This is a genomic window from Tissierellales bacterium (assembly GCA_025210965.1).
In the GTDB taxonomy this organism is placed as follows: Bacteria; Bacillota; Clostridia; order Tissierellales; family JAOAQY01; genus JAOAQY01.
On record JAOAQY010000218.1, the window covers coordinates 1 to 12,636 of the forward strand.

Here is a 12,636-nt window from a genome sequence, read left to right on the forward strand (position 1 = left end):
AAAAAGCTAACTAACAAAAAACGGCAATCTCAAAGATCGCCGTTTTAAATTTATGCTTCTGATTTCCAGTGTCCGTGAAGATTACAATATTCTCTAGCCATAACAGCTTTTTGATCTGTTTTAAATAGAGCTTCTGGAGATTGACCCGGCTCTAAATATGCTGTCAATATTTGACCATTTTCAAGTACCAATTCAATCCATTCTATATAGTGTTCGTCAGTCATTGGATGAAGAGTTGATCCTACATATACTCTATATCCATCATCAGTTTTTTCTATAACTGGCACGTGTTTTTCTGTAGCCATATCAGCTGTTTTTTCAGTCAAAAGTTCCATAGGCTCACCACAGCAACTTAGTGTTCCGCCAGCTCCATGGTAAACTTCAACAATATTCCCACATCTATTACATTTGTAAACTTCCATTCTCTTTGCCATATCAAAATCCCCCTCGCTAAATTATGTACCGGGCCATGCCCGAATGTCCTAGTGTTTTCTAGAACATTTTTGGCAAAAGCCACGATAGTAAACATGTTGATGATGTATCTCAAAACCATCTAGTTCTTCCGCTGTAAGCCTAGATATATCAAGAGGAAAATCATATACTTTCCCACAATTCTCACACTTAAAATGTCCATGTATCGATGTATCTGCATCATAGCGGGTTTCATTTTCTTCAATAGTCACAACTACTGCTATTTCATTCTCAACAAATAAATTTAATGTATTATACACTGTCGTCTTTGAAAGCGTTGGAATTTCAGATACCAAAGCCTTGTAAATTGTATCAACTGTAGGATGCTCCTTAGTATTTATTAAGTATTCAAAAATTTTCATTCTCTGAAATGATGGCTTTATGCCATTATCTCTCAAATATTCACCTACATTCCCTATTTTAACGATAGTACTCACCTCACTACTAAAAATAACTAATCTACTTTTTCAAAATCGTCTTTACCTACTCCGCAAATTGGACAAACCCAATCCTCTGGAATATCTGCAAATGCAGTTCCTGGTTCAATTCCTCCATCTGGATCTCCTACTTCTGGATCATATTCATAGCCGCATGGTACACAAACCCATTTTTCCATATTAAATTCCTCCTCAAGATTCTATTCAGGCATATGCCTATAAATTACTGTTCTTTTATTATACTATCTTTTTTGTTATTATTCCACAATTGAATAATAGCATCTTTTTGGTGAGTAAATTTTTCCGTCATTTTTTAAGGATTTTATAGCTTTTGAAACTTCTGATTTTTCTAAACCAGAGATTTCAACTACTTCTCCCGTTTTAAGTGGATTGTTTGATTTTTCAAATATCTCTAGTATTTTCTCTTTCGTTTCCATTGACTTCAGCTCCATTTTTTAAATTTGTAATTGTTACAAATTTATATTAGCATCATTATGCAGTTTTTGTCAAGCTTTTTTAAAAAATTTGAACTAGAATTGTTTTTCATCATCTCTACAATCCCTATTATTCCCTATTTTGAATCTGCTAAACTAGATTTTTATTATTTTTGTAGAATTTCCCATTCATCCATGTATTTTAATATTTCTTCATCACATTTATCTATCTCTATTTGTAGTTCGTGTAATTTAGATGCATCTGTGCTATGTGATATCATTTCTTTCTCAAGTTGTTTTTTTTGCTCTTCTCTTATGTCTATTTCATCCTCTATGTTTTTTATCTTTCTATTTTTTCTTCTCAACTCTCTCTCATAATTCTTTTGTTCTTCATAATCCATTTTCTTATCTTTATTATTAGACAAGAATTCTCTATTAGACTTTCCCACAACATCTACTTCATTAACTTTTAACTTTTCACTCTTATAATACTCGTAATCACCTATATAATACTTCAATTTTTTATTTTCAAGTTCACCAAGTTTTGTCGCCATTTTATTTAAAAAATATCTATCGTGTGAAACGAATATCAAACTTCCATCAAACTTCATCAAACTATCTTCAAGCATTTCGCGCGAATCCAAATCCAAGTGATTCGTAGGTTCATCTAATATAAGCACATTTACCTGATCTTCCATCAACATAGCTAATTTTAGTCTACTCTTTTCTCCTCCAGACAAATATTTTATAGACTTAAAAACATCATCCTCTGTAAACAATGCCCTTGATAGAACTCTTCGAGCTTCACTTATAGATATCCCAAATGAACTGTTGAAACATTCAACTAGCGTTTGTTCTTCATTTTCAAATGAAACCTCTTGTGGCAAATATCCTATTTTCACACGTGAACCCAATTTTATCTCTCCGCGGTCACTCTCCATTTCTCCCATTATAATTTTAAGAAGTGTCGACTTTCCAGTTCCATTGTCACCCATTATTCCTACCTGATCTTTATAGAATACATTCAAATTCAAATCGTCAAATAACAATTGTCCTTCAAAACTTTTTTTCAAATTCTTTATGTTTAAAACTTCTTGTCCTGACCTAAATCCACCAAACTTTATTTTGATCTTTGCCTCTTCATTTCTCGGCTTGTCAACTCTCTCTATCTTGTCTAACCGCTTCTCTAATTCTTTTGCTTTTCTATACATCTTATTAGAATCTCTCATTTCTCCCCAGATTCTATATCTCTTTATTTGTTCTTCCATGCTCTTTATCTTTCTTTGCTGAGCATTGTAAAATTTCATAGCCTCTTCAAATCGTCTATCACGCTCTTCTAAATAATACTGATAATTTCCCTTATACTCACTCGCACAATCAAATTTCAACTCTATAATTTTTGTTGCAAATCTTTCCAAAAAATATCTATCATGTGAAATCATAAGAACAGTTCCATCATAGTCAGACAAAAAGTTTTCTAGCCACTCAATAGATGCTAAATCCAAATGGTTTGATGGTTCATCTAAAAGCAATATATCTGGATTTTCTAGAAGTATTTTCCCAAGTATTATTCTTGATTTTTCTCCGCCACTCAATACCTCGAACTCTTTTGCCCTCATTTCTTCTGAAATTTTAAGTCCCTCTGATATTTTTCCAACTTTTTCTTTTATATTATATCCACCTACATTTTCAAATTGATTCTGCAAATCTCCATATCTCTTAAGTATTTTTTCGTCAACGTTTCCAGTTGACATTTCAACTTCTAATTCTTTTAACTTGCGTTCCAACTCATCTAAATTTTTAAAAGCTTCTCTCATAACATCTATAGCAATAGTAGCTTTCGGATATTCCGGAATTTGATCCAAATACCCTAAACTAGCACCTTTTTTTATTGATATTTGCCCCGAATCATATGAAAGCTTGCCCATTAGTATTTTCATTAAAGTAGTTTTTCCGGTACCATTTCTGCCGATTAAGGCTACTCTTTCTTTTGTTTTTATATCAAAGCTTATATTTTCAAAAATTTTAGTTGCTCCAAACGACTTTTCTAATCCCTTAACTGCCAATTCAATCATCGCTTTCACTCCATTTCTCTATTCTCTACCTTTAATTGTATCAATTATTTAGGCAAATCCATATGGAAATTTTTATTTTACTCATTATAGCTTACCATGAATACCATAATATAACTTTAATTTCTATTTTTAACCATATCTAATAGAAAGCAATCTATTTTGAACAAATTTCAAATATTTGCTTCACTATAGTTTAAAATTTTTTTGAATACTTCAAAAAAAGTGGAAATTCATGATATACTTATATAGTAATTCATACATTTTTAATTAATGGTAATAAATATCACGGTAGTTTAATTTTTCCAACTACCAAACCATAAGAGGAGGTTTTTTATGAAAAAAGGAGATTTAATTTGGGGTGGTATTCTAGTTTTTTTCATTGCGTTTTTGATTTTTCCACCAACACACGAGATTTTTATTTCTTCAACAAAGGGTCATCCATTTCTAGTTGGCTTCATAAAGTTCTTTATATTAGCTAGTATGGGCGAATTATTAGCTCGTAGATTGGGGGCTGGAAAATGGATAAAACCATCTGGTTTAATTCTTAGAGGTATTATTTGGGGACTTTTAGGTATGGTATTTGTTGTAATTTTTCCAATATATGCTACAGGTATTCAAGCAGCTATGAAATCTGGGATTCTTCCTGGCAATGGTTCTAATTTAGCATTTGCATTCTTTACAAGTGCTATAATGAACATATCTTTTGCTCCTACTATGATGCTTTTTCACAGAATTACAGATACTTGGATTGATTTGAAAATTGGTGAGGGTCGATATAATGTAGGATTAAATGATATTGTAGATGCAATAGATTTCAAAGGACTTATAAATTTTGTATATTTGAAAACAATCCCTATTTTTTGGATACCAGCTCATACAATCACATTTTTACTTCCAGCAGAATACAGAGTAATGATGGCCGCAATGCTATCTATAGCGCTAGGTGCTATACTGGCCTTTGCAAAGAGAAAAAAAGCTTAATTTATAAAATCTTACAAAAAACCACCATGCATAATTTTATTGCAAGGTGGTTTTTAAATTTGCGCATAATCAATTTTCATTTAGCAACAATAGGCTAAACTATTTTTTACTCTTCATCTAAATAACTTTCTATAGCTTTACCATACACCTCTTTTCCTGCTGAGCCTATTATAGGTTCTCCTACTATATTTCCTTCACTATCCACAAAAAGCGTTGTCGGTGTACCAGAAATTTTACTTAGAACATCTCTTTTTAAAGCATCTTCAGCTATTATATTTTTGAATGTGAGACCTTTCTTCTCTGCAATAAACTTCGCGTCCTCAAGTGCTACATCACCATCAGTTACTATTCCTATTAAGTTAAAACCCTTATCTTTATTTTCATTGTAAATTTTCTCAAGATCCTCCATCTCTGAAACACATGGACCGCATGTTGTCGCCCATATATTTATCATAGTAATCTTATTGTCCTTGAATATAGACTCATCAACATCCTCTCCTGCCAAATCCTTTGTCTTAAAACTAGAAATAGTTCCAATTGACTTGAGTGCTTTGTTTTCGTCATATATCTCCATAAGCTTAAATGAATCTCTAATCTCATCTAATTGATCATAACCGCTTTGATATATCTCTTTATCCTTTTCAGTTAAATCGTCTATGCTATTTGGTTCGTTGTATCCTAAATAATATATATATCCATCTTGCTCTCCTAGTATTTCATTTTTTTCAAATTTAGTAAGTTCCTTAATCCCATTCTTCTCCACAAGTTCCTTCTTATAAGATTGTACTGTAGCAAACGGCTTCATAGATTTTAAAAACTCTTCAAAAAATGATTTTCCCTCTTCTTCATTTAACTTTTCTCCGGCTTCCGCTTTCTTTATTATATCCTGCATTTTCTCTACCATTTCAGCAGGAACATAGCTATAATTCATGCCTCCAAGACCATTTTCATTAGGACCAAATCCCAATTTGTCAAATGCAAATGGATGTTCCTTAAATACGCTCGGCTCAATGTAGCTCATACCTTGTTCTCTAAATTTGAGCTCTTTTGAAATTTGCTCAATGTCTTTTGTATCGTCATTCGATTCTGACATACTAGTTTCAACACTTCCAACTTCATTTTTTGTATCTTCAGATTTTTTTGCTCCACAACCAGTAAAACCAGCTATCATAGTTATTGCCAATATTCCAACCATTATTCTTTTCTTCAACATATTAATCCTCCTAAAAATCATCTATCATATACATAATATACTACAACATTTACAAGATCATTTGCCATATATTATTATAACAAATTAACTAATATATCTTACATTTTCGTAAGCACTAATGATTCATGAATAAGATTCAAGTATTCCTTCATTTTTGTAAAAGTTCTGATTTCACTTCTATTATAGTGAATTACCTCTGGAAAACCATTTCATTAATCAAAAATCCGAACTGCTTTTTTGCAAGTTTAAATTCTTTTAAAGTTTTTTTGCAATTTCTCTTGCATTTTTATTTTTTTGTGTTATTCTATACTCGTAATAGTTATTGATCCCCTCAATAACAATAGATGTTTTACAATCTAAATACCAAAGAAAAGGTCTGATTTTATGAGTAATAACCAAAAAATGAAAAAATTTATTATGATTTTTGTTGCAAATGTATTTTCTGCAATTGCATTCAATGGATTCTTGATACCAAATAACTTACTTAGTGGAGGCATCGGAGGCCTTGCAGTAATGTTTTTCTACTTAACTGGAATTTCTACTGCTATATTTGTTATAGGAATAAATATACCACTATTTGCCCTAGGTCAAAAATTCGTAGATAAAGAATTTGCATTCAACAGTATAGTATCCATGTTGTGTTTTTCATTTTTACTTAGCATTACAGGAAATATATCATCATATATCCAAATAAACGACTTACTCATAGAAACAATAATTGGTGGCGTACTAAACGGAGTTGGAATGGGAATATTATTTTCTAACAAATCTTCTCAAGGCGGAACGGATATTATAGCAGCTGTTATAAAGAGAAAATTTAATATACCCTTAGGAACCATTTTAATGTCCATAAACGCTATCATATTGAGCATATCATCAGTCCTTTTCGGATTTAGACTGGCTATGTACACTATTATAGCTTTATTTGTAAGTTATCAAGTAATGGATAAGGTTAAACGTGGAATCAACCCAGAGCAAAATGCCATGATAATATCTTCTGAATCCGATACAATTACAAGAGAGATAACCGATTGTTTAAATAGAAGTGCTACACTCGTAGAAGGTCAAGGTGCTTATAGTAAAAATTCTAAACAAATAATATATTGTACACTTCCTACTATAGAAATAGGAAAACTTAAGGAAATTGTTGAAAATATTGATCCAAGCGCATTTATAGCTATAAATGATTTGAGCGAAGTACGCGGCGGTGGTTTTAAACGACATGCATTTTAAAAAGAGATGAACATCATCTCTTTTTTTTGCAATTTTTTTAACTATTCAGGGTATAAATATTAGTAAAGTAGGCAAATAATATAGGAGGTGTATCATGAAAAAATTGAAGCACAAAATTTTAATTTATTCACTCATAAGTTCATTGTTGCTTTTTGTCATAGTCTTTTCTGCATCTTACATATCTATATCACAAGTCGGAAATACCTCTCTGCAAGAAACAGAAGACATAATGCGTGAAAACTTTGATAGAAATGTAAAAGAACAAGTTGAAAATGCAGTAAGTCTTATAAATTCATTCTACTCACAATATCAAGACGGCTTAATAACTCTAGATGAAGCTAAGATGCAATCAGCAAATGCAGTTCGTGAACTTTCATATGGTGCAGATGGTTATTTTTGGATTGATTCATATGATGGAACGAACATCGTTTTTTTAGGCAGAGATTCTGAAGGATCAAATAGGATTTCTATGAAAGATGCAAATGGATTCGAACTAATCCGAGCTATAATATCTGTAGGTAGGGAATCTGGTGGAGGTTATACTGATTATTATTTCCCTAAACCAGGAAACGATACTCCACTACCAAAGAGGAGTTATTCTCTTGCATTTTCGCCATTTGAATGGGTAATTGGAACTGGAAATTATACCGATGATATAGACGTATTAGTTGCTGAAAAAAGTGCTCTTTTAAATTCAACTATAAGTTCAAAATTACTTTCACTTACTATTTTCGGTCTCATTGCCATACTAATTTCAGCTATGCTCTCTTATTTTTTGGGACATTCCATAGCAAAACCTATAAGTACAACAGCAGAATATTTGCACAACTTATCCGATGGGGATTTTTCAAAAGATATAATTGGCAAAAATAAACTCTTAAAATCCAAAGATGAAACTGGAGATTTAGTGAGATCTTTAGATCATATGAGAACTTCTATTGTTTCTAGTTTTAAAATCATACATGATGTCAGTGAATCTTTTGCAAATGCAATAGAAATAATGCATGATCAATTGGCCTCTGTATCACAAGAAATAGAAAATGTATCAGCTACTACAGAAACTATTGCTGCTGGTATGGAGGAAACTACTGCATCCGCACAATCTATGACTCAGACTGCAAACGAAATAGATGATGCTTCTGAGAGTATAGCCATAAATGCACAAGAAGGTGCTAAAAATGCTGGTAAAATAAGTATTAGAGCTTCTGAACTTAAACAAAGTGCAATAGAATCTAAAACAAATGCAGAGAGTATTTACGAAGAATCTAGATTGCATCTTATAGAAGCAATGGAAAAAACAAAGAGTGTTGATGAAATTAATAGACTTGCAACTACTATAATGGAAATCACCGAACAAACGAATTTGTTAGCTCTAAATGCATCTATAGAAGCTGCTAGAGCTGGTGAAGCTGGAAAAGGGTTTGCAGTTGTTGCAAATGAAATAAGCACTCTTGCTGATAATTCTGGAAAAGCCGTTTCTGAAATTCAAAGTATCACAAATATTGTATTAGATTCAGTAAATGATTTAAATAAACGAAGTCAAGAACTACTAGATTTCCTAAATTCTCAAGTTATATCCGACTATGAAAAGATGGTTGAAACTGGTGAATTTTACAGTGCTGATGCCGAAATGGTCAATGAAATGGTATCTGATTACAGTGCCACTTCTGAAGAATTAACTGCTTCTATACAAAATGTTGTTCACTCTTTAGCTGAAGTTTCTGATGCTTCAGAAGAAAGTGCTAAGGGAACTCAAACTATTGTATCTAGTACAAATACTATCAATGTTCAGGCTAATGATTTGTTGAAACAATCAGAAGAAATAAACGATGGTCTCAAAAAATTATTGGATTCAATTTCTAAGTTTAAAATTTAGCTATTAGTTTTAATTTAAACAAAAAGGCTGTAGTTATCTACAGCCTAAGAGTCATTTCCAAATGACTCTTTTTTATTGCTCATATTTTTTAAAATAACTTTGCGAGACAATATACGAACTTCCAAATATAATTATTCCCAAAATAAATATTACAGTCGAAGCATTTTTTAAAAAATCAACTAAAAATCTTCCTTTAGGCATAATTGTCATTGTGAAAATAAATACTACCCAATATATCATTTGAGCTTTCTCCTTAAGTAAATACATAATCGGAGCAAATACGCCAATTACTATAAATACAATGCCAATTCCTGCTGCTATTGAATCTAAATTAATATTCCAGTAGTATTCTCCAAAGTATTGGATGATTGCAGGTATTGATAAAAATATGAATACCTTTACAAATATTATTACCAGTTGGCCTAAATAAAGTGATTTGATTATGTCATTTACTTTTATCGGTAAATTTCTAAGAATAAAATCTTCTTTTCTGGCAATTCGATAAAGCATTGTTATATAAAAATTAAATATTAGCATAAATGGTACAAATAGAATCATCAAGTCGTCGAATAAATTCGCTTCAGCTGTTGCAACCAAACTCATTGCGACTATAAGTACCAACAAAAATATTTTAAATAATAAATGTTTCATAAGCTCTCGCCATATAAGTCTTATCATCTAACCACCACACCATTTCTTAAACTATTTCTTGCCCACAATCCACCAATTACTATTGATATAAATAATGCTATAGAAAGAAATTTATTCCATAATGCATAATTCTGATCCCAAATTTCCCTTTCTGGAATCAATATCATCACACTAATCATAATGCCAATTGATATCAGCATAGACAACAGCATAGCTTTTCTTTGTGAAAACCTCATAGCAAATGGTATTGGAAAACTACTCATAAAGCTAAGTATCAGCAAATAGTATATCATTTCCGAAAAAGTTATTTTGCTAAGTAAATCTGCACCAGTAAAATAATCAATACCTATAAAAGACAATCCAAATACAATTATCGAAGCTATCGTAGAAAATAAATACTTTCCAACTAATATATTTTTTCTACTAACCGGTAAATTAGTAAGTACAAACGCATCAGAATAACCCGATTGACCATTTCCGGACATAAATCCAATATAAAATGCAAGCATAGTCATCACTTTTCCAGACTCATAAACTCCTCTAATAGCAAAATAAATCATTAGTGGAATTAATATCAAATAATATTTATATAGCAATCTAAATTGCGATTTTATAACTGTCAACATTATTTGTTCCCCTTTCTATTATAAAAAACCATTATCTCCTCTAACGTCGCTCTCTCTAAATTAATATTTTCACCAAAATCTTTTTTCACTTCACTTACATTGTTAGTAAGTGCTTCAAATCCATATTTATTCTTTTTTATTCCAATAAATACCTTTTCTTTTCCCAAAAGATCTTGCAAATCACCTTTCACAACATAGTAATTTTCATATATTTGATCTCTTTCTTTAGAAAAAACGATTTTACCTTTATGAATATAAGTTATATAATCTGCTATTTTATCCAAATCAGAAGTAATATGAGTAGAAAACAATATTGTTTTTTGTTCATCTTGAACTATATCAAGTAGCATATCTAAAAATTCATCTCTAAATACGGGATCTAGCCCGCTAGTAGGTTCATCTAATATAAGTAATTCTGCATGATGTGAAAGTGCCAATGCCAATGCAAATTTTGTTTTCATACCAGTAGATATTTTATTTATTTTTGACTTGGGATTTAGTTCAAATTTTTTCATATATTTCTGATAAAGTTCTTCATCCCAATTTTTATAAAAAGGTGCTATATATTTTTTTATATCTTTCAATTTGAAGTTTATAAAAAAATCGAATTCAGCATAAACAAACCCTATTTTCTCTTTTATTTCTACTTCATGTTTCTTATTATCCAATCCAAAGACCTTTATTTCGCCTGAATTTGGCGTAAGAGCATTCATTATAGCTTTTATTGTAGTAGTTTTCCCTGCACCATTTTCACCTATAAATCCCATTATATAACCTTTAGGCACATCAAAACTCACATTATCTAGTGTAAAATTTTTATACTTTTTTACTATATTTTTTACTTCTATCGCATTTTTCACTTAAAATTCCTCCTCACTAATCTTACGAATTATGTCTATCCATTCGCTCTTAGAAATACCCGATTCCGAAGCTTTTTTTCTAAGTAGCTTAAGTTCTCTTTGAATTTCAAACTTTAGATCACTCTTTATTTTTTCATTGTCATATTCTGCTACAAAACATCCTTTACCTGCTCTAGTGTATATAAGCCCTTCTCTTTCAAGTTTCTCATATGCTTTTTTAGTAGTAATAACACTGACTTGCAATTCTTTTGCTAACTTTCTAATGGATGGCAATGCTTCATTCGGTGGACTATTTCCTTTCAATATATCATTTTTAATTTGTTCGGCAATCTGCTCATAAATCGATTTATCAGACTGTTGACTCAACAAAATTTTCATATTAACTCCTCTCCAACTGTATATGTGTTATATACACAGTATATACAGTTGCTCTTTTTTTGTCAACTAAAATTTCAAAATCATTTATTAACTCTATTCATATCAAATAACATTTACTATTATATGCTTTTTTGTCGATAATATTAAAGAATTTATTTATGGTATATACTTATGCAATAGGGGGTATTGTATGGAAAATATAGGTGCTAAATTAAAAGAAATAAGGTTGAGTAAAAAGTTAACTCAAAAAACATTGGCTTTACAAGCTGGTATATCAAACTCTTATCTCTCTGACATAGAATCAGGAAGAACTAAACCATCTTTAAAAACCTTACAATCTCTTACAGAATCTCTTGACATTGATTTTGAAACCCTAATTATCTCATCTGAAACACTAGCCAAGAAAAAAGAATTATCTGAAAATCAAAATAAAAATAGAAAGCGTTTAAATCTTTTGACCTCGGTTTTTAATAAAATGAAGCAAGGAATTTTAATAACAGATTCTTCAGGTAGTATATTGGATGCTAATAATCGTTTCTCAGAATTCGTTGGTATAGGTTTAGAAGATTTGACGTCAAAAAAAGCCACCTCTTTTATTAGACCGAATAGTATTTGGAAAATAAGAGATTTAATAAAATCAAGCAAGCATAGCGAAATTTATATTTTAGAAGAATTGGTAAATCCAATTACCAAACAAGTTGAAAAATATATCGTTAATATACAAAAACAACTATATGATAAGAATTTGATTTTTATAGCAGTTCTTGATCCTTATGATGCTGCTAAAGAAATACTTCCTTTACTAAATGCACGTCCTCCAAGTTGGTATAGTCATCTTTTAGAGCATTCTCCAAACGCAGTAGTAATACTTGATTTAAAATTTAATGTAATAGAAGTTAATATGAATGCTACAAATTTTTTTGAAATGCTTAGAGTAGATTTAATAGGACTAGACTTTCGAAATTTTTGTAAAAAAACTAATTTAAACAAATCCTACATAGACAATTTTCATCAATTAAAAAAAGGACAATGCTTCAGCGCTGTCCTATCAAAACAAATTAGTTCAAAAGAAAAAAAAGCAGCTGTAACAGGTTATCCCATTCTAATAGACGGTAAATTAGAGGGTTTTTGCATAACTTATGCTGAAGTTAAATAGAAAATCGCCCGAAGGCGATTTTTTTGTTTTAAAAATATTTTACTATAAATTTTCACGCACAAAAAAACTTGCAAAATAATTTGCAAGTTTTAATCTTGAAATCTAGCGACGTCCTACTCTCCCAGGCCGTCTCCAGCCAAGTACCATCAGCGCTAGAGGGCTTAACTTCTGTGTTCGGTATGGATACAGGTGTTGCCCCTCCGCCATTGTCACTAGATTCTCTTTTTGAAAGTCTTGAACTTTCA

14 protein-coding genes and 1 rRNA gene are annotated in these 12,636 nt (G+C 31.0%); 4 read left to right on the top strand and 11 right to left on the bottom strand.

Going from position 1 to position 12,636, the window contains the following annotated elements; translation table 11 throughout:
- Window positions 1–50: 50 nt before the first annotated feature.
- The 5 genes from N4A40_15870 to N4A40_15890 all read right to left on the bottom strand — a co-directional run bounded on the left by N4A40_15870 (window position 51) and on the right by N4A40_15890 (window position 3,417).
- Complete coding sequence (locus N4A40_15870; protein MCT4663331.1) at window positions 51–434, bottom strand: desulfoferrodoxin; 384 nt, start codon at window positions 432–434, stop codon at window positions 51–53.
- Window positions 435–482: 48 nt separating this feature from the next.
- On the bottom strand, window positions 483–908 hold the full coding sequence (locus N4A40_15875; protein ID MCT4663332.1) for a transcriptional repressor: 426 nt from the start codon (window positions 906–908) through the stop codon (window positions 483–485).
- 17 nt (window positions 909–925) lie between these two features.
- Complete coding sequence (locus tag N4A40_15880; GenBank protein ID MCT4663333.1) at window positions 926–1,087, bottom strand: rubredoxin; 162 nt, start codon at window positions 1,085–1,087, stop codon at window positions 926–928.
- Between the two features lie 78 nt (window positions 1,088–1,165).
- Entirely contained in the window at window positions 1,166–1,345 is a 180-nt protein-coding gene (locus tag N4A40_15885; GenBank protein MCT4663334.1) for a winged helix-turn-helix transcriptional regulator, read from the bottom strand.
- Between the two features lie 164 nt (window positions 1,346–1,509).
- Window positions 1,510–3,417, bottom strand: a complete 1,908-nt coding sequence (locus N4A40_15890) for an ABC-F family ATP-binding cassette domain-containing protein (GenBank protein MCT4663335.1) — start codon at window positions 3,415–3,417, stop codon at window positions 1,510–1,512.
- Between the two features lie 333 nt (window positions 3,418–3,750).
- On the opposite strand from N4A40_15890, the gene N4A40_15895 reads away from it, so the two are divergent.
- Complete coding sequence (locus tag N4A40_15895) at window positions 3,751–4,398, top strand: hypothetical protein (protein ID MCT4663336.1); 648 nt, start codon at window positions 3,751–3,753, stop codon at window positions 4,396–4,398.
- A 106-nt stretch (window positions 4,399–4,504) separates the two neighbouring features.
- Here N4A40_15895 and N4A40_15900 read toward each other — a convergent pair whose 3' ends face one another.
- Entirely contained in the window at window positions 4,505–5,611 is a 1,107-nt protein-coding gene (locus N4A40_15900) for a TlpA family protein disulfide reductase (protein ID MCT4663337.1), read from the bottom strand.
- A gap of 402 nt (window positions 5,612–6,013) precedes the next feature.
- Between N4A40_15900 and N4A40_15905 the strand changes: the two genes are divergently transcribed.
- Window positions 6,014–6,844: a YitT family protein gene (locus tag N4A40_15905; protein MCT4663338.1), complete on the top strand. Its 831-nt coding sequence runs from the start codon at window positions 6,014–6,016 to the stop codon at window positions 6,842–6,844.
- 94 nt (window positions 6,845–6,938) lie between these two features.
- Window positions 6,939–8,720 (top strand): methyl-accepting chemotaxis protein, encoded by a 1,782-nt coding sequence (locus N4A40_15910; GenBank protein MCT4663339.1) that lies wholly within the window; start codon window positions 6,939–6,941, stop codon window positions 8,718–8,720.
- Window positions 8,721–8,792: 72 nt separating this feature from the next.
- On the opposite strand, the gene N4A40_15915 is transcribed toward N4A40_15910, so the two are convergent.
- Genes N4A40_15915 through N4A40_15930 form a run of 4 tightly spaced genes read right to left on the bottom strand, consistent with a single transcriptional unit; the run spans window position 8,793 to window position 11,235 of the window.
- Window positions 8,793–9,398 carry an ABC-2 transporter permease gene (locus tag N4A40_15915; protein MCT4663340.1) on the bottom strand — a complete coding sequence of 202 codons (606 nt, stop codon included), beginning with the start codon at window positions 9,396–9,398 and terminating at the stop codon, window positions 8,793–8,795.
- Window positions 9,395–9,997 carry an ABC-2 transporter permease gene (locus N4A40_15920; protein MCT4663341.1) on the bottom strand — a complete coding sequence of 201 codons (603 nt, stop codon included), beginning with the start codon at window positions 9,995–9,997 and terminating at the stop codon, window positions 9,395–9,397. Before N4A40_15920 ends, N4A40_15915 begins: the two co-directional genes overlap by 4 nt.
- Window positions 9,997–10,857, bottom strand: coding sequence for an ABC transporter ATP-binding protein (locus N4A40_15925; GenBank protein MCT4663342.1), 861 nt, complete (start codon window positions 10,855–10,857; stop codon window positions 9,997–9,999). Before N4A40_15925 ends, N4A40_15920 begins: the two co-directional genes overlap by 1 nt.
- Window positions 10,858–11,235 carry a GntR family transcriptional regulator gene (locus N4A40_15930; GenBank protein ID MCT4663343.1) on the bottom strand — a complete coding sequence of 126 codons (378 nt, stop codon included), beginning with the start codon at window positions 11,233–11,235 and terminating at the stop codon, window positions 10,858–10,860.
- A 190-nt stretch (window positions 11,236–11,425) separates the two neighbouring features.
- Between N4A40_15930 and N4A40_15935 the strand changes: the two genes are divergently transcribed.
- Window positions 11,426–12,391 carry a helix-turn-helix domain-containing protein gene (locus N4A40_15935; protein ID MCT4663344.1) on the top strand — a complete coding sequence of 322 codons (966 nt, stop codon included), beginning with the start codon at window positions 11,426–11,428 and terminating at the stop codon, window positions 12,389–12,391.
- Window positions 12,392–12,491: 100 nt separating this feature from the next.
- Here N4A40_15935 and rrf read toward each other — a convergent pair.
- Window positions 12,492–12,608: ribosomal RNA gene (gene rrf, locus N4A40_15940) — 5S ribosomal RNA — on the bottom strand.
- Window positions 12,609–12,636: the final 28 nt, after the last annotated feature.

Excerpts from the sequence above, each read along its gene's own strand:
- N4A40_15870 (MCT4663331.1), bottom strand. The coding sequence starts at position 434 with ATGGCAAAGAGAATGGAAGTTTACAAATGTAATAGATGTGGGAATATT.
- N4A40_15880 (MCT4663333.1), bottom strand. The coding sequence starts at position 1,087 with ATGGAAAAATGGGTTTGTGTACCATGCGGCTATGAATATGATCCAGAA.
- N4A40_15885 (MCT4663334.1), bottom strand. The coding sequence starts at position 1,345 with ATGGAAACGAAAGAGAAAATACTAGAGATATTTGAAAAATCAAACAAT.
- N4A40_15890 (MCT4663335.1), bottom strand. The coding sequence starts at position 3,417 with ATGATTGAATTGGCAGTTAAGGGATTAGAAAAGTCGTTTGGAGCAACT.
- N4A40_15895 (MCT4663336.1), top strand. The coding sequence starts at position 3,751 with ATGAAAAAAGGAGATTTAATTTGGGGTGGTATTCTAGTTTTTTTCATT.
- N4A40_15900 (MCT4663337.1), bottom strand. The coding sequence starts at position 5,611 with ATGTTGAAGAAAAGAATAATGGTTGGAATATTGGCAATAACTATGATA.
- N4A40_15905 (MCT4663338.1), top strand. The coding sequence starts at position 6,014 with ATGAAAAAATTTATTATGATTTTTGTTGCAAATGTATTTTCTGCAATT.
- N4A40_15910 (MCT4663339.1), top strand. The coding sequence starts at position 6,939 with ATGAAAAAATTGAAGCACAAAATTTTAATTTATTCACTCATAAGTTCA.
- N4A40_15915 (MCT4663340.1), bottom strand. The coding sequence starts at position 9,398 with ATGATAAGACTTATATGGCGAGAGCTTATGAAACATTTATTATTTAAA.
- N4A40_15920 (MCT4663341.1), bottom strand. The coding sequence starts at position 9,997 with ATGTTGACAGTTATAAAATCGCAATTTAGATTGCTATATAAATATTAT.
- N4A40_15930 (MCT4663343.1), bottom strand. The coding sequence starts at position 11,235 with ATGAAAATTTTGTTGAGTCAACAGTCTGATAAATCGATTTATGAGCAG.
- N4A40_15935 (MCT4663344.1), top strand. The coding sequence starts at position 11,426 with ATGGAAAATATAGGTGCTAAATTAAAAGAAATAAGGTTGAGTAAAAAG.